Annotated in this window: 17 protein-coding genes; 8 read left to right on the top strand and 9 right to left on the bottom strand. The window is 71.6% G+C overall.

What is annotated here, in order from left to right; genetic code table 11:
* The first annotated feature begins 10 nt into the window (after positions 1-10).
* The 7 genes from Q7L65_RS11470 to Q7L65_RS11440 all read left to right on the top strand — a co-directional run bounded on the left by Q7L65_RS11470 (position 11) and on the right by Q7L65_RS11440 (position 7,675).
* Positions 11-865, top strand: a complete 855-nt coding sequence (locus Q7L65_RS11470; protein WP_304721272.1) for an N-acyl homoserine lactonase family protein — start codon at positions 11-13, stop codon at positions 863-865.
* Between the two features lie 52 nt (positions 866-917).
* Positions 918-1,862 carry a CoA transferase subunit A gene (locus Q7L65_RS11465; protein ID WP_304721270.1) on the top strand — a complete coding sequence of 315 codons (945 nt, stop codon included), beginning with the start codon at positions 918-920 and terminating at the stop codon, positions 1,860-1,862.
* Positions 1,859-2,632 carry a CoA-transferase subunit beta gene (locus Q7L65_RS11460; protein ID WP_304721268.1) on the top strand — a complete coding sequence of 258 codons (774 nt, stop codon included), beginning with the start codon at positions 1,859-1,861 and terminating at the stop codon, positions 2,630-2,632. The genes Q7L65_RS11465 and Q7L65_RS11460 overlap by 4 nt, the downstream gene beginning before the upstream one ends.
* Entirely contained in the window at positions 2,629-3,558 is a 930-nt protein-coding gene (locus Q7L65_RS11455) for a CoA transferase subunit A (RefSeq protein ID WP_304721266.1), read from the top strand. The genes Q7L65_RS11460 and Q7L65_RS11455 overlap by 4 nt, the downstream gene beginning before the upstream one ends.
* Complete coding sequence (locus Q7L65_RS11450) at positions 3,555-4,361, top strand: CoA-transferase (protein ID WP_304721264.1); 807 nt, start codon at positions 3,555-3,557, stop codon at positions 4,359-4,361. The genes Q7L65_RS11455 and Q7L65_RS11450 overlap by 4 nt, the downstream gene beginning before the upstream one ends.
* A 63-nt stretch (positions 4,362-4,424) precedes the next feature.
* Positions 4,425-6,158, top strand: coding sequence for a thiamine pyrophosphate-binding protein (locus tag Q7L65_RS11445; protein WP_304721262.1), 1,734 nt, complete (start codon positions 4,425-4,427; stop codon positions 6,156-6,158).
* A 44-nt stretch (positions 6,159-6,202) separates the two neighbouring features.
* The gene (locus Q7L65_RS11440) at positions 6,203-7,675 is read left to right on the top strand and encodes an FGGY-family carbohydrate kinase (RefSeq protein WP_304721259.1); all 1,473 of its coding nucleotides are present in this window, start codon (positions 6,203-6,205) and stop codon (positions 7,673-7,675) included.
* A 245-nt stretch (positions 7,676-7,920) separates the two neighbouring features.
* On the opposite strand, the gene Q7L65_RS11435 is transcribed toward Q7L65_RS11440, so the two are convergent.
* Both Q7L65_RS11435 and Q7L65_RS11430 read right to left on the bottom strand, forming a co-directional pair.
* The gene (locus tag Q7L65_RS11435) at positions 7,921-8,091 is read right to left on the bottom strand and encodes a hypothetical protein (RefSeq protein WP_304721257.1); all 171 of its coding nucleotides are present in this window, start codon (positions 8,089-8,091) and stop codon (positions 7,921-7,923) included.
* Between the two features lie 153 nt (positions 8,092-8,244).
* Entirely contained in the window at positions 8,245-8,586 is a 342-nt protein-coding gene (locus tag Q7L65_RS11430) for a hypothetical protein (RefSeq protein ID WP_304721255.1), read from the bottom strand.
* 345 nt (positions 8,587-8,931) lie between these two features.
* On the opposite strand from Q7L65_RS11430, the gene Q7L65_RS11425 reads away from it, so the two are divergent.
* Positions 8,932-10,356, top strand: coding sequence for an MFS transporter (locus Q7L65_RS11425; protein WP_304721253.1), 1,425 nt, complete (start codon positions 8,932-8,934; stop codon positions 10,354-10,356).
* 47 nt (positions 10,357-10,403) lie between these two features.
* On the opposite strand, the gene Q7L65_RS11420 is transcribed toward Q7L65_RS11425, so the two are convergent.
* The 7 genes from Q7L65_RS11420 to Q7L65_RS11390 all read right to left on the bottom strand — a co-directional run bounded on the left by Q7L65_RS11420 (position 10,404) and on the right by Q7L65_RS11390 (position 14,182).
* Complete coding sequence (locus tag Q7L65_RS11420; protein WP_304721252.1) at positions 10,404-10,616, bottom strand: hypothetical protein; 213 nt, start codon at positions 10,614-10,616, stop codon at positions 10,404-10,406.
* Positions 10,617-11,074: 458 nt separating this feature from the next.
* Entirely contained in the window at positions 11,075-11,275 is a 201-nt protein-coding gene (locus tag Q7L65_RS11415) for a hypothetical protein (protein ID WP_304721250.1), read from the bottom strand.
* A 12-nt stretch (positions 11,276-11,287) separates the two neighbouring features.
* A complete protein-coding gene (locus Q7L65_RS11410) occupies positions 11,288-11,662 on the bottom strand; it encodes a DUF6883 domain-containing protein (RefSeq protein WP_304721248.1) in 375 nt (124 codons plus the stop codon).
* Positions 11,663-11,827: 165 nt separating this feature from the next.
* Positions 11,828-12,025 carry a hypothetical protein gene (locus Q7L65_RS11405; protein WP_304721246.1) on the bottom strand — a complete coding sequence of 66 codons (198 nt, stop codon included), beginning with the start codon at positions 12,023-12,025 and terminating at the stop codon, positions 11,828-11,830.
* Positions 12,022-13,281: a hypothetical protein gene (locus Q7L65_RS11400; RefSeq protein ID WP_304721244.1), complete on the bottom strand. Its 1,260-nt coding sequence runs from the start codon at positions 13,279-13,281 to the stop codon at positions 12,022-12,024. The genes Q7L65_RS11405 and Q7L65_RS11400 overlap by 4 nt, the downstream gene beginning before the upstream one ends.
* Positions 13,282-13,649: 368 nt before the next feature.
* Complete coding sequence (locus tag Q7L65_RS11395; protein ID WP_304721241.1) at positions 13,650-13,949, bottom strand: type II toxin-antitoxin system PemK/MazF family toxin; 300 nt, start codon at positions 13,947-13,949, stop codon at positions 13,650-13,652.
* On the bottom strand, positions 13,949-14,182 hold the full coding sequence (locus Q7L65_RS11390) for a YlcI/YnfO family protein (protein ID WP_304721239.1): 234 nt from the start codon (positions 14,180-14,182) through the stop codon (positions 13,949-13,951). Before Q7L65_RS11390 ends, Q7L65_RS11395 begins: the two co-directional genes overlap by 1 nt.
* Positions 14,183-15,126: the final 944 nt, after the last annotated feature.

Raw genomic sequence — 15,126 nt, 5'->3', positions numbered from 1 at the left:
AGGAGACGAGATGACGAGCGAGCGCGGGTTGCACCGCATCCATTTCACCGCCACCGCCGAGATCCGCATGGGTCCCGACGGTCTCGACCTCGTGCTCGCGCACGGCGGGCGCCATCCCGACCTGCCGCGCGAGCAGACGCTGCCGGCGACCTGGCGCGAGCGGATCGAGTGGCCGGACGGCACGGTCACCGCCGGCGTCAGCGAGCCGAGCACGCTGTGGTACATCGAGACGCCGACGCAGCGGATCGTCGTCGACAGCGGGCTGAGCGCGGCGAACGTCGCGTTCGCCAACGAGGTCTTCCAGCGGCGGCAGCTGCACCAGCACTACGTCCACCTGCCCGACAGCTCGGTCGAGCGGTTCCTCGCCGCGCACGGCACGAGGCCCGAGGAGATCGACCTCGTCGTGCTGACGCACCTGCACCTCGACCACTTCCCCAACGCCCCGGCGTTCACCCGCGCGCGCTTCCTCGTGCACGTCAGAGAGCTCGCGGCCGGACTGGCGCCCGCGCCGCACGACGGCTTCCACTGGCGCGAGTTCGCGCCCTACCTGCTGCAGGTGATCGACCGCGTCGAGATCGTCCACGGCGACATGCAGATCGAGCCGGGGATCGAGGTCTGGCACGTCGGCGGCCACAGCCAGGGCCAGCTCGCAGTCGTCGTGCAGACGCGCGCGGGCACCGTCGTGCTGGGCAGCGACTTCTTCAGCACCTACAAGAGCATCGAGCTCTCCTGGCCCCCCGGCATCTACACGAATCTCGACGAGTGGGAGTCCAACGCGCGTCGCCTGCGGCGCGTCGCCGACGTGATCGTGCCCGGCCACGACTGGTCGGTCTGGGAGCGCCATCCCGACCAGGTGATCGGCTGAGCCTCACGCGGGCGAGGCATAAGGTATACTTGTCTATACAATTGTGGTGAACATGAGTCCCCCAGAATCCAGCCAACGGCCGCGCAGCAAGCTCGTCACGATCGAGCAGGCGGCGGCGAGCATCCCCAGCGGCGCGCATCTGACCTTCGGCGGCTTCGCCGCGTCGCTGGCGCCGATGGCATTCGTGCGCGAGCTGATCCGCGGCGGCGCCGGCGACTTCGAGCTGTCGGCGATCGCCGAGGCGTGGCCGGCCGACATGCTCGTCGGCGCCGGGCGCGTCGCGCGCCTGCGGATGTCGAACCTGATGTTCGAGGGCCTCGGCCGCTGCCGCAACGTCTCGCGGGCGATCGAGCAGGGCGTCGTGCCCGTCGAGGACTACAGCCATCGCGCGCTCGCGGCGCGGATGGAGGCGGCCGGCGCCGGCCTGCCGTTCGCGGTCGTGCGCTCGATGCTCGGCACCGACCTCGAGCGCGTCGAGACCTTCGACGCGCCCAAGTCGCGGCGGTTCACGGACCCCTTCTCGCAGCAGTTGGTGCTGCTGCTGCCGCAGCTGCGCCCCGACGTCGCCGTCCTGCACGCGACGCGCGCCGACGAGGAGGGCAACGTCCAGCTGGACGGCATCACCGCCGTGCTCGTCGAGCAGGCGCGCGCGGCCGAGCGCGTGATCGTCACCGTCGACGAGATCGTCTCCACGCGCCTGACCCACTCCACGCCCGAGCGCACGGTGCTGCCCCGGCACATGGTCGACATGGTCGCGTGGGCGCCGTACGGCGCGCATCCGACCGGCATGTTCAAGGGCTACGGCCCCGACGAGCCGCACCTCGCCGACTACTACGAGCGCTCGCGCACGCCCGAGGGCTTCGCCGAGTACCTCGATCGCTTCGCGTTCGGCGTCGCGTCGCAGTGGGAGTACCTCGAGCGCGTCGGCATGGCGCGCTTGATGGCGCTGCGCGCCGATCCGCAGCTCGGCTACCCGCTGCAGGAGCGCGCGGCATGAGCGCCGTCACGCGCGACGAGCTGATGGCCGTGGCGGCAGCCCGCCACATCCGCGACGGGGACGTGCTGTTCGTCGGCACGGGCCTGCCGATGGTCGCCGGCTACCTCGCCAAGGCGACGCACGCGCCCAACGCCGTGCTCGTGTTCGAGTCGGGCGTCGTGGACGCGCGGCCGCGCGAGCTGGCGACCGGCGTCGGCGACTTCCGGCTCGTCGGCTCGGCCAGCTACCGCACGGGCCTCGCGGAGACGCTCGGGATGCTCGACGCGGGCCGCGTCGACCTCGGCTTCCTCGGTGCGGCCGAGGTCGACCGCCACGGCAACGTCAACTCGACCGTGATCGGGGAGTACGCCTCGCCGGCGGTGCGGCTGCCCGGCTCCGGCGGCGCCAACGACATCGCCAGCTGCGCCAAGCGCTTCGTGATCATCGCCCGGCACGACCGGCGCCGCTTTCCCGCGCGCCTCTCCTACGTCACCACGCCGGGCTTCCTGAGCGGCGGCGCGGCGCGCGGAGAGAACGGCCTCCCCGGCGGCGGCCCGGCCGGGGTCGTGACCGACCTCGGGACCTTCTCGTTCGACGCCGAGGGCGCCATGCAGATCGACACGCTGCATCCCGGCGTGACCGTCGAGCAGGTGCTCGCGGCGACCGCCTTCCCGCTCGGCGGCGCCGATCGCGAGCCGCCGCAGACCCCCCTTCCCGACGCCGAGGAGATCCGCCTGCTGCGGGAGCGGATCGATCCGGCCGGCGTCTACCTCTCGAGGGACCGACGATGACCGAAGCCTCGATTCCGATCAAGGCGCTCTCGCTCTCCGAGGCGGCGGCGCTGATCCCCGACGGCGCCGAGCTCGCGCTCGGCGGGCACACGCTGCGCCGCCATCCGATGGCGCTGATCCACGAGCTGATCCGGCAGGGCCGGCGCGAGCTGCGCCTGCTCGGCTGGAACAACGGCATCGACGTCGAGCTGCTCGTCGCCGCTGGCGCGGTCGCCAGCGTCGAGACCTCGTGCGTGAGCCTGTCGCAGTTCGGCCTCGGGCCGGCCTACCGGCGTGCCGCCCAGAGCGGGCGGATCGCGATCGTCGACCACTCCGAGACGACCGCGATCGACATGTTCCGCGGCGCCGCGCAGGGCGTGCCGTTCACGCCCACCAAGGCGCCGCTCGGCAGCGGGATGGTGGGCGAGAACCCGCGCATGCGGCTGATCGACGATCCCTTCACGGGTGAGCGGCACGTCGCGGTGCAGGCGGTCCGGCCGCAGTTCGCGGTCATCCACGCCCACTACGCCGATCGCCACGGCAACGTCCTGCTCGACGGCGAGCCGTGGGGCGACAACTCGATGGACGAGCTGCTGGCGCGCGCCGCGCAGACGTTGATCGTCACCGTCGAGCAGCTCGTCAGCGACGACTTCGTGCTCGAGCACCCTGAGCTGACGCTGCTGCCCCGGCGGTACGTGGCGGCGGTCGCCGAGGCGCCCTTCGGCGCCCATCCCTGCTGCTGCGACTCGTGGTACGACTACGACGGCGAGCAGCTCGCCGCCTACGCCGAGGCGGCCAGGGACGAGCGCACGCTCGAAGCGTTCCTCGACCGCTGGGTGCGCGTGGCCGACCACGACGCCTACCTGGCGGCGCTGACGCCGCGCCGCCTCTTCTCCCTGCGCCGCGCGGCGCGCACCGACACGGCTCCCGAGGAGTGGTCCGCATGATGCCGACACGCGAGCAGGCCGAGCTGTGGGCGGCGGTGATCGCACGCGAGCTGACCGACGGCGACCACTGCTTCATCGGCCTGGGCACCGGCGGCCCCGCGTTCGTGCGCGCCGTCGGCGTGCCGGCCGTCGCCTGCGAGCTTGCGCGCCTGGTGCACGGGCGCGACGTGACCGTCCAGTACGGCGTCCTGTTCGAGCCGGTCGCCCGCGAGGTGCCGTACTCGTTCGCGGATGCGCACCTGCTGCGCTGGCGGGCGCGCGCGCACGTCGACGTCGACTTCTGCCTCGACACCTTCCGCAGCGGGCGGATGTCGGTCGGCTTCACCTCCGGGGTGCAGATCGACCGCGAGGGCAACGTCAACGCCGTGCGGATCGGCTCGGCGGAGCGCCCCAAGGTGCGTCTCACCGGCCCGATCGCGCAGACCGACCACGCCTGCTTCGCCAGACGCATGATCTGCACGATGCCGCACGAGCGTCGCGCGTTCGTCGAGCGGGTCGACTACGTCTCGGCCGTCGGCTTTCCCGGCGGCCGCGAAGGCCGCCGGGCGCTCGGCCTGCCGGGCGGCGGGCCGGCGCTGGTCGTCTCCGACCTCGCCGTGATGGACTTCGACGAGCGGGGCCTGATGCGGCTTCGCTCGCTGCACCCGGGCGTCACGCCGGCCGACGTCCGCCAGGCGACCGGCTTCGAGCTGGTGCTGCCGGACGACGTGCCGGAGACCGAGCCTCCGACGCCGGAGGAGCGCGCCGCGATGCGCGACGCGATCGACCCAGAGGGCCGCCTGCTGGAGGCGCGCGTCCGCTAGCGGACGCGCGCTCCGGAGCCAACGGCCCCACACCCCCTTGCGACACACAGCGACACCTGAGGAGTGGTTCCACTGTCTGAGACCAAGACGTTGACCGGCGGGCAGCTCGTCGTCGAGACGCTGCGCGCGCTCGGCGTCGAAGCGGTGTTCGGCGTGCCGGGCGGCCAGACGCTCGCGATCACCGACGCGATCCTCGACACACCGGAGATCCGCTTCGTGACCGCGCGCCATGAAGGCGCGGCAGCGTGCATGGCCGACGCGGTCGGCCGTCTGACGCGCCGGCCAGGCGTGTGCATCGCGACGACCGGGCCGGGCGCCACGAACCTGCTGACGGGGATCGGCGGCGCCTACCGCGACTCCAGCCCCGTGATCGCGATCACCTGCAACAACCGGCTGCCCGACCTCGACCGCGACGACGCGCAGAACGCCGACCACGTGTCGATCTTCCGCCCGCTGGTCAAGTGGGCCAAGCTCGTCTCCGACCCGCGCACGATCCAGCAGGCGCTGGAGGAGGCGTACCTGCGCGCCACGACCGGCTGCCCCGGGCCGGTGCTCGTCGACTTCGCCCGCGACGTGCTGGAGAGCTCGCTCGACCCGGCGCTGCTGGAGACGGTGGCCTCCGCGAGCACGGCGATCGAGGCCGCGCAGCAGCGGCCGCTCGGCGACCCGGAGCGGATCGAGCAGACCGCCCGGCTGCTGCGCGAGGCGCGCAGACCGGTGCTGTGGCTCGGCAACGGCGCCAAGCTCGCCGACGCCGGCGCCGTCGCGCTGGAGCTGGCCGAGCAGGTCGGCATGCCGGTGATCACGACGTTCAACGGGATGGGCGTGGTGCCGACGACCCATCCGCTCGTCTACGGCGCGCTGACGCGCATGGGCACCGAGCTCTCCTCGCGGGCGCTCGCCGACGCCGACCTGCTGCTCGCCGTCGGCAACAGCCTCAACGCGATCTCGACGGGCCGCTGGACGATGCAGCTGCCGCAACGGATCGTGCAGGTCGACGTCGAGCCGGCGCAGATCGCGCGCTACTACGCCGGGCGCACGCTCAGCGTCGTCGGCGACGCGCGCGCCGTGCTGAGTGCGGTCGGCGAGTCGCTGAGACGGGACGGCGGCGACGCGGCCGCCGCTCAGCAGCGGCGCGCGCGGCTGGACGAGCTGTCGGCGGCGCGCGGCGCCTGGCTGGAGCGCGCCGAGCAGGCGGACGAGACCCCGCAGAGCGGCACGATCGCCCCGGCGGCGGTGATGCGGGCGGTCCGCGACGCCGTTCCGGACGAGACGCTCGCGATCTTCGACGCCGGCAATCCCGGCGTCTGGTCCTATCTGTGGGAGATCCGGAAAGCGGGCACCTACCTCAAGCCGGTCGGCTTCGGCAACATGGGCTTCGCGCTGCCGGCCGCGATCGCCGCCGGCATCCAGAACCCGCAGACGCCGATCGTCGCGTTCGTCGGCGACGGGTCGCTCGGCATGACGCTGGGCGAGCTGGAGACGCTGGCCCGCGAGCGGGTGCCCGCCTGCCTGATCGTGATGAACGACTCCGGCTACGGCAACATCCGCCAAGAGCAGTGGGCGCACTTCGGCGCGGACCGCGCGATCGGCGTCGACTTCGACGACGTCGACTACGCGGCCGTCGCCCAGGCCTGCGGCATCGAGTCGGTCCGCGTCACCGACCCCACGGCGCTCGCCGAGGCGGTGCGCGACGGCGTCCGCAGCGGAGCGCCGCGCGTGGTCGAGGCGCTGATCGACCCCGCCATCAGCGCCTGGACGTACCCGCTGTTCCGCTTCTTCGAGCCCGAGGGCTGAGGGCAGGGGAGGGCGATGGCGCCCGTCGGCGGAAGCCGAGAACGATGACGGCCGCTGCCGCGGAGCCCGTGGTGCTCGCGATCGACGTCGGCAGCTCGCGCGTGCGGGCGACGCTGATCTCGCTGCGGGACGGCACCTCCCTCGCCTCGGCGGCGCGCCCGACGGGCGCCGCCGGCGGCGAGCTGGACGCCGCCGGCCTGTGGGCCGACGTCGTCGCCGCGGTGCGCGAGCTTCCGCGCGGCGACGTGGAGGTGCGCGGCGCGGGGGTGGCCTCGCTGCTGTCGCTGGTGCTGGTCGACGACGACGGCGAGCCGGTCCGCGACGCGCTGCTGTGGAGCGACACGCGCGCGCGGGCGGAGGCCGTGCGGATCGGCGAGCGCGTCGGCGCGGGCGGCCGGATCGCCGCCGGGCGGCGCGTCACGGCCGAGCTGCCGGCGGCCAAGCTGGCCTGGATCGGCCATCACGAGCCGGCCGCGCTGCGGCGCGCCCGCTGGGCGCTGTCGCTCAAGGACTTCCTCGTGCTGCACCTCACCGGACGAGCGCTGACCGACCTCACGCACGCCTCCTACAGCGGCCTGTTCGACGTCAGCGCGCGACGCTGGGAGCCGTCGCTGATCGCCGCCGCGGAGCTCGACGCCGCGCTGCTGCCGCCGGTCACGGGCGCCTGGCGGGCGGCCGGCCCCCTGACCGCCGGCGCCGCGTCCGAGCTGCGGCTCGCTCCGGGGATCCCGATCGCGGCGGGCGGGCCCGACGGCACCGTCGGTGCGCTCGGCGCCGGCGCCGTGCGGGCGGGGACGACGGTCGACGTCGCCGGGACGACCGACGTGCTGCTGCACGTCCTCTCCGCTCCCGCGCCGGATCCGACCGGGACCGCGGTGCTCAACGCGCACGCGGCGCCGGACCTGTGGACGCTCGGCGGACCGACCGGCTCGACCGGCGGCGCCGTCGAGTGGGCCGCCCGCCTGCTGGGACACGGCTCCGCGGCCGCGGCCCACGCGGCGCTGGACGAGCAGGCCGAGGCGCTGCCGCCGGGCGCCGGCGGCGTCGTCTTCCGCCCCTCGCTCGACGGCAGCCGCTTCCCCGGCTGGCGGCCGGAGGAGCGCGGCGCGATCGACGGGCTGTGCGCCGATCACGGACCGGCCCATCTGTTCCGCGCTGTCCAGGAGGGCGTCGCGTTCACCGTCGCGGAGGGGGTCGACGCGCTCCGCCGCCGGGGAGCGCACGTGGAGGAGATCGTCGTCGTCGGCGGCGCGGCCGCGCGCCCGGCGACGCTGCAACTGCGCGCCGACGCCTGCGGCGCCGACGTCCTGGCCTGCTCCGACCGGGAGGCGACCACGCGCGGCGCCGCGATCCTCGCCGCCGTCGCCTGCGGAGCGGACCCCCACCCGGCCAGCGCCGCCGCGCGGTTCGTCGCGCCGGGACGGCGGTACCGTCCGGACGAGCGCGCCGCCGAGCGTCTGGCCGGCGCCCGAGCGCGGTGGCGCGCCCTGCTGGCCGCGGATGCCGCTCCCTCCTGACCGGGTCGGACGACGCGCCGACCGCGCGCGTCGTCTCAGCAGATCTGCCGGCCCAGCCGAGGCCGAGTCATGAGGTCGCGTCTATTGACGGCACCGCGGAGCGGTCCGAACGCACGGGGCCGGGCTGACTCGGGCGCGTCGTCTGGTAAACCCCGAAACGACGAAACCCTTGCGCTGGCAGGGATTTCGGTCTATGGAGAGAAGCGGGCGGCGTACAAACCAGGTGGCGGTCGCGGCTGCGTCGATCACGCTGGCGGTCGAGCGCAAGCGCCTCGGTGATCGAGTGCTCGCGCATGACGGTGAAACTCGCCGTTGCGCCGCGTGAGAACGTCGGTCATCGCCGCGACGACCTCGGTGTGTCCGGCCGCATCGCGATCCAGAAACGCCAGCAGCGCCGACGTGTCGATGAACGCCACTGCTCGGCGGGAGGCGAGGCGACCGGAGACGCATCTCCCGAGGGTAGGTCACCGTGCGCTGAGCAGATCTCCGGCGTCCGCGGACGCCTCCGTCGCGCGCCGCCCGGTCACGTGGCGACGCGTGGGCGCGTCGGACGCGCGGCAGGTCCCCAGCTACGCGTCGTCGTCGTCGAACGGCGGGCCGTCCGGAGTCGGCTCCCCGGCGGACTTGCGGTCGGGGATGCGCGCCCCGACGATGCGCTGCGCGCCGCCCGAGCCGATCGCCGGCGGCTCGGGACCCGGCTCCGGGGGCGGCTGCGTGCGCTGTCCGCCCTCGCTGCGGCCCTCGACGATTTCGTCGACGTCGGCCGCTCGCTCGACGCGCGACTCGCCCGTCGGCGAGCCGCTGCCGTCGGAGTGTCGTCCCTCGACCGGCGTGCCCTGCTCGGCGCGGGCAACCGCTGCTTCGACATCGCGGCCGCTGCGGTCGTCGTCGCCGGCGTGCTCGGGTGACATCTCGACCTCCTCGTGCGGGTCTGGATGCGGGCGTCGCGCCAGCGCCCGCGCACGTCTGCGCTACCCGCCACCAGCGGCCGGCAAACGGCGCCCGGCCGGCGCGCGCCGGCCGCGACCGCGCTGGTCGCCGGAGGGTCGAGCAGCCGCGAGATGTAGCGGGCCGGCTCGGCCGCGGCGGCGCGCGTGTCCGACGGCTCGACCACGCGCCCGCACCGCTGCTGGCGCTACGTCGTCGATCCGACAGCGGGTGCGCCACGCGCCATCTCTCTCTCCCCCCGGCTGCGGAGACCGTCGGCGTCCTCGAGGGCCTACGGACGTTCGCATGCTGTATGTTATCCAATACGTATGTACGTGAAGACGGTCAACACCATTCGACCCGGCCCGGCGGGCAGCGGCCTGTTTCTGGGGGTGCTGCTCGGCTGCCAGCTGATGCTCGTCATGGACGTCTCGGTGGTGACCACGGCGCTGCCGAGCATCCGGGAGGGGCTCGGCCTCTCGACGGAGGGCCTGTCGTGGGTCCAGAACGCCTACACGTTGGCCTTCGGCGGTCTGCTGCTGCTCGGTGCGCGGATGGGCGATCGGGTCGGGCGCCGCCGGGCGTTGCGCGGAGGAACCGGCCTCTTCGGCGTGGCGTCGTTGGCCGCGGGAGCGGCATGGGGGCCTGGGCCGCTGCTGGCGGCGCGGGCGGCGCAGGGGGTTGGCGCTGCGCTGGCGGCGCCGTCCGTGCTCGCCTTCATCTCCACCGGAATCGCCGAATCGGCGCGACGTCAGCGAGCGGTGGGCCTCTACAGCGCGGTGGCGGGGGCGGGCAGCAGCGTGGGCCTGGTCCTGGGCGGCGTGGCGGCCACGTGGCCGTCGTGGCGGGCGGGCCTGCTCGTCAACGTGCCGGTGTGCGTGGGGGTGGTCGCGCTCGCCCCGCGCTGCCTGCCGGAGACAGGTCGTGGGCGTGGCCGCCTGGACATCGCGGGTGCGATCGTCGCGACCGCAGCGGTCGGCTCGATCGTGTTCGGACTGGTCTGGGCGGCCGGCCACGGCTGGGGGCATCCCACCGCGATCGCGCCCCTCGGGCTCGGCGTCGTGTTGGTCGTCGCTTTCGCGGCGATCGAGGTGCGCGCCGAGCAGCCGATCACCCCGCCGCGGCTGTTCGCCAGCCGCCGGCGCTCGATGGCCTACCTGGCACGTCTGCTGCTCGTCGGCGGTCTGTTCCCGCTGTTCTTCTTCCTCGCCCAGCTGCTCGAGGGCTCCATGGGATTCGCCGCCCTGGCGGCCGGCGCCGGGTATCTGCCGATGACGACCACCATGTTCGCCGGCGCGCGCTCTGCGCCGCGGCTCGTCCGGCGCGTCGGCGAGCGGCCGGTGCTGGTCGGCGGGCTGCTGCTCGCCACGCTGGCGATGGCCTGGCTCGGCCGACTGGGACCCGGCGCCACCTACCTGGGCTCTGTCGTCATACCGACGGCGCTGGTGGGCGCTGGGGTGGGCGTGGCGTTCACGGTCCTCACCGGGGCGGGCATGTCTGGCGTCGACGGGCGGGACGCCGGCGCTGCCGCGGGCCTGGTCAACGTGGCCCACCAGCTCGGAGGGACGCTCGGGCTGGCCATCCTGGTCACGGTCTTCGCCGCCGCTCGGCCGGACGTGGCGAGCGGCAGCGAGGAGCTGACACCCGCGATCGGCGCCGCGCTCACCGGGTCGGCCGTACTGCTCGCCCTCGCCCTGCTGGCCGCGCTGGCCTGCCCGCCCACGACAGCCCGCACGGGAGTGACACCGAGATGAAACCGATCGATTGAAGGCCGTTGTCACCAGGAGGTTGTGGAGCCGAGCTACGTAGGCGGCAGGTCGAGGGCGCCGCATGAGCCGTCTTTGTCGACCTCGACCAACATGTTCACCATGAAGTCGGCCGGCGTTTCGCCAGCATCGATGGCGTGGGCGGTGATGAAGTCGATCGCTGTGCGGAGGAGTTGCTGTTGGTGGGTACGGCTGTCGCCGGCTGGGAGGGCGAGGAGGCCGGGGTGGATCTCGTCGCGGGCGTACATGGGGCCGGAAGCCGGAGGCGTTGTCGGTCACGAGGACATACCTTTCGGCTTGGAATGCACCGATACGGCGGTCCAGGCGTGTCCGATTACAGGCAGTACCCCGCGATTCATGGGGTTTCTGCCACTCAGGGGGGCTGAGTGGCAGCGCACCGTGGGCACGGCGACTGCTCTGGCAGTAAGGGCAAGGCCGCCGGACTGTTCGACGTCCGGTCGCCCAGGGCCGCGGACGCGTCTGCTTGCCAGGGGCCTCTATTGGGGTATTGGTGATGACGAACGGACGAGTGCTGCATGAGGTGGACGGCTTCCTCGCTGGTGCCGCGCAGACCTAGACCTCAGAGCGCGTTGGCGAGGCGCATCGTCGAGTGGACTGATGTCGCGTACTACGTGCTCTTTCGCCTCGCATGCGCAGCGACGCTGTTCGTGGCCGCCGCAGCCAGCGCCGATCGCTTTCTCTGGAGCTAGGAGCGCTTGGCGTCGAGTCGGTCGGCGGGGACCTGGATGGTGTCCAGGGTCTTGCCGCCGGGGCCGGTGATCTCGACGAGCATGGTGTCACCGTAGGCGCTGATGACGGCGCCGACGGTGCCGGCGGGCCAGGCGCCGACGGCGTCGCGCAGGACGACGACATCGTGTTCTGAGATCGCGTGCTTGACGGTCGCCATCGTCTACTCAGGTTAGCCGTCGATGTAGGCAGTTACCAGCCGTGCCCGGTCATCGGCGTCGCGCAGCTCCCACGAGGTCGTCACCGCGACGATCCGATCACGGCGCTCGCGCAGCCCGCGCACGGGCACGCGGACTTCGCAGAGCATCCCGAACGGCGTGTTGTCGCGCACGTCGGAGATCCGCGCGACCCGAAGGCCGCCGCGCAGCTCCTCGGCGAGGTAGTCGGCGTCTTCGAGGGCGATGCCGAGGATCTGCAGGAAGCCCCGCGCCTTCGGCCCGCCGACCTCGTGATCGAGATTGAGGCAGTACGCGGTCACCTTCGCCTCGATCCCGTACGCCTCGTCGGCACGGGGGAGAGGGTCGCCGATGGTCGGTGGCCGCGTCACGCGCGCCATCGTGCCAGCTCTTCTACGTCGTTGCGTCGCGCGCTCGGCCCAGTAGGTGGTGCTGCAATCAGAACCCACCCATTACTTGCCACGGGTCTTCCCCGTCAATTCTGTCCGCGCCTTGCACCGCGCCGAGGTAGCCCATGAATTCGGCCACGTGCGCCATCACGGGGTGGATTGGCTCGCCAGGTGCAACCAACGGAAGATCTCGCATCTACCTGTGTTGGCCTTGGTCGCCAATCCGCGATGGTGGATGATGTCGTTGCGCATGCGGTTGATATCGGCCATGCCGGCATCTCTGACATCTCTGACATCTACTTGGTTGGCGTCGGCGAGCTTTCTCCGGAAGTGGTCGTTCTTCAAGTGATCTCAGCCCAAAACGGCATGTGGTCGGTCAGCGGATGGAGTACGGGGTGGGCGGCCAGCGTGGATCGCAGCTCGCGAAAGAGTTCGAGAACGCTCTGCCACGCGGCGAGCGCTTCGTCGCGAGTCGGAGTCTTCGCTTCGTGGGCGAAGTCGTTGCGAACCTGATAGCCGCTGCGCCACCATCGCGCCCAGGCATCCTCGCCGGATTGAACGTCAATGGTGATGTCGAGGAGCTTGGCGACGTGGTGCTCGATTCGACCACGGAACGAGGATCTGGTTGCTCTCTCGAACTCTGTCGTGGACCATCCGGCGAGGGCGCTGCCTTCGCACAGCAGTACTGACAAGGCGAGTTCGACCGCGGCGCTGCTGAGAACGATCGCCTGGCCTGGCTTGCCGACGTTCAGGTCACCGCCAGCTTCGTGGAGAAGCTCGAACACGGGCAAGAACGCCAGATCTCCGCGGTTGAATGCTTGGAGGAGTCCTCCGGCTGCCTCGAACTGCTGGTCGGACACGAACGCCTGATCGGGCAGGTTCGGAAGAAGGTCATGGACGTGGAGTGGGAACGTCCCACCTCGGCGACGGGCACTTTCGCCTGGCGGCGGCGTGTCGTGGGGCCCAGCGAACTCTGCGATGACGGGCACCATCCCGGGGAGTTCGCGATCGGTGACCGGAGCGACCCACCACACGCCGGTCGTGAGGCCGAGGATGCCGAGAATGCGATTGAAGTCCGTGCGGGCCATTTCGTACAGCGCGAGCGTGCGCGGGTCCTCAGGGTTCTTGGGTACACCGTCCCAACCAACGAAGCGCGTCAGCGCGGCGATGGTCACCGGCTTTCTGATGCCTCTTTCTCGCCAATCTCGAATCGCATCCTGCCGCCGCTGATGCTCCTGCGGGGACTCCAGGGGCTCGACCCAATCTGAGAACGCCTCGTCTGCCGCAAGCAGCGGTACATGCGAGTCGACCCAGCCGCGCCGGAGCGTCCATCGGGTCCCTGGTCCCACATCCGCTGAAAGCGGCACGTCAGCAGGCAGGCTCACCACCGTTCGAATCGCGTCATCGGGCCAGCCATCCCACTCGGAACCACGTTCGCTGAGAAGCAGGCCACCGCTCTGCTCGCGGAGACCCAGATCGAATGGCAGTTCGAGGATGAACGTGACGGCAAAGATCGGCCCTGGCTCGCCAGCTGGCATTGAGTGGATCGCCTCCCTGGGCTTCGAAGGTACGCGGTCGTTGGATGAGATCTCGGTTTCCACGCCGCGAGCTGGAGCATTGCGTGGTCGGACGCCCACGCCAGCCCCGCGCGAGGGCGCCATGAAGGCCGAATCCGGCGGCGCCGAATCCGGCGGCGCCCGCCGCCAGCTTCCGCCGGTCGGGCACTCGCGCCGCCGAGTGCCCGAAACCATGGCAATCCCCGTGAATCCGCAGTAATCGACGGCACGCCCAGCCACGCAGTGGCCGTCGGATCTTCCTGCAAATCGCACATTTCTGCCGCCGGAGAGCTGCTTGATCGCAGCCAGCAGGTCGCCGGTTCGAGCCCGGCTAGCTCCACTGAAACGCGGTTCCCCTCCATGGAAGGTCATGCGAGAGGAGCTTGCGGTACAGCCCAGTACTCGAAGCGCTGTCAGTCGAGATCGAACGCCGCGCGGATCGCTTCGCTCAGCGCCGGCTCTTGGCCATCGAGCAGCAGCCCGATCTGTCGCCCCAACGCGCCCGTCGGGATCGTCGTGATGTTGTCGCAGCTGATCACCGACGGCACCGCGAGCCCGTTCGCCTCACCGACCGCGACCTCGGTCGAGAGGCCGCGCACAGACGTTGTGATTGGCGCGATCGTGACCGAGGTGAGGTGCGGGCGGACAGGCTCGCGGGTCAGGACCACTACAGGGCGGGTCTTATCGAGCCTTGCGAGATGGATCGGCCGCATCAATCCAGATCTGACGGCAGACCGGCGGCGTAGTCAGCCAGCCCAGCCAGCTCGGGATCCGGTCCGCTCTCGGCAAGGATCTCCGCATCACGCGCCGCGACGGCGCGACGGCGCTCGCGTTCAAGCGCGCGTATGACCACCGCCGCACGACTGCGCTCAGCACCCGAACCCACCATCTCGTCAACGAAGTCGACAAGCTCGTCTGGGAGCCGAACGGCAATCTGCTTGCTCATCCAGAGAATGGTACCAGCCCGCTACCAGGTCGGTACCAGCCACGTCCGCCGACTGCCAGGCACACTCGCACTGTCAGCAGACGCAAAGCGGCGCCCCATCAAAACTCGTGAGGTTTGTACGCCGCCCGGTTCTCTCCATACCAACGAAGCCCCTGCTGATGCGGGGGTTTCGTCGTTTCGGGGTCAGCTTCGCCGCCAACCTCGCTGCAAGCGGGTACCGGGCGCGGGTACCAACCGGGGTAGTGGCGCCTCCTCCGTCCCCGAGCTCGCGGCGCGCGTCGAGGCGCTGCCGGTTACCGTGCCGGCATGCGCGGTCCGGTCAGAGGTTGGGAGATGCCGCTGGACAAACTCGTGGAGCTGCCGAGACGCTGGCGTTCGAGAACGTGATCGACTCGGCGGGGGCGTCGCGGCCGGACCCGGTCGCCTTCTGTCGATCGCAGTACCGGCGAAACGAGCCGCAGGCGGCGCTGACGCTCGCCGAGGCTCTCGCGGCACTCGAGCGATTCGGCCTTTTGCTCGATCCGACGAAGGGCCGAAGCCCGACGGCCGGTTCGGCGGCGGTGGCTGCCACCAGTCTTCGATGATCGCGTCCACGGTCGTCTCAAGCGCGGCAGCGGCGCGGAGCATGTCCCTGAGGTGCGGGTTGCGTCAGCGCGGGTCGTTGACTTCCCAGCGGCGGATCGTGCGCAGCGAAATGTCGGTGCGGTGCGACAGCTCCTGATGGCTGTTGCACCGTCCCGGTCCGCACAGAGGGAGATCCGCGGAGGCGGCGGCAGCTGAGGAGCGGCGGGCTGCCGCTACCAACGACCTACCGCTCCTGCTTTGGGAGCAGGAGGTGTTCGCGGACCGTTCACCAGTCGGTGTGCTGATCGTCGTACTCGTCGCCCGCGACCGACATCAGCAGCGCGATCATCGTGCCGCCCGCGCGTTCGAGCCGATCGCCG

The sequence above is a fragment of the Conexibacter sp. CPCC 206217 genome (assembly GCF_030646165.1).
Lineage (GTDB): Bacteria > Actinomycetota > Thermoleophilia > Solirubrobacterales > Solirubrobacteraceae > Conexibacter.
This window is presented reverse-complemented; position numbering and strand designations above follow the sequence as displayed.

What these genes read in the sequence shown, in the direction of transcription:
- Q7L65_RS11470 (WP_304721272.1), top strand. Translation starts at nt 11, where the DNA reads ATGACGAGCGAGCGCGGGTTGCACCGCATCCATTTCACCGCCACCGCC.
- Q7L65_RS11465 (WP_304721270.1), top strand. Translation starts at nt 918, where the DNA reads ATGAGTCCCCCAGAATCCAGCCAACGGCCGCGCAGCAAGCTCGTCACG.
- Q7L65_RS11460 (WP_304721268.1), top strand. Translation starts at nt 1,859, where the DNA reads ATGAGCGCCGTCACGCGCGACGAGCTGATGGCCGTGGCGGCAGCCCGC.
- Q7L65_RS11455 (WP_304721266.1), top strand. Translation starts at nt 2,629, where the DNA reads ATGACCGAAGCCTCGATTCCGATCAAGGCGCTCTCGCTCTCCGAGGCG.
- Q7L65_RS11450 (WP_304721264.1), top strand. Translation starts at nt 3,555, where the DNA reads ATGATGCCGACACGCGAGCAGGCCGAGCTGTGGGCGGCGGTGATCGCA.
- Q7L65_RS11440 (WP_304721259.1), top strand. Translation starts at nt 6,203, where the DNA reads ATGACGGCCGCTGCCGCGGAGCCCGTGGTGCTCGCGATCGACGTCGGC.
- Q7L65_RS11430 (WP_304721255.1), bottom strand. Translation starts at nt 8,586, where the DNA reads ATGTCACCCGAGCACGCCGGCGACGACGACCGCAGCGGCCGCGATGTC.
- Q7L65_RS11425 (WP_304721253.1), top strand. Translation starts at nt 8,932, where the DNA reads ATGTACGTGAAGACGGTCAACACCATTCGACCCGGCCCGGCGGGCAGC.
- Q7L65_RS11420 (WP_304721252.1), bottom strand. Translation starts at nt 10,616, where the DNA reads ATGTACGCCCGCGACGAGATCCACCCCGGCCTCCTCGCCCTCCCAGCC.
- Q7L65_RS11415 (WP_304721250.1), bottom strand. Translation starts at nt 11,275, where the DNA reads ATGGCGACCGTCAAGCACGCGATCTCAGAACACGATGTCGTCGTCCTG.
- Q7L65_RS11395 (WP_304721241.1), bottom strand. Translation starts at nt 13,949, where the DNA reads ATGCGGCCGATCCATCTCGCAAGGCTCGATAAGACCCGCCCTGTAGTG.
- Q7L65_RS11390 (WP_304721239.1), bottom strand. Translation starts at nt 14,182, where the DNA reads ATGAGCAAGCAGATTGCCGTTCGGCTCCCAGACGAGCTTGTCGACTTC.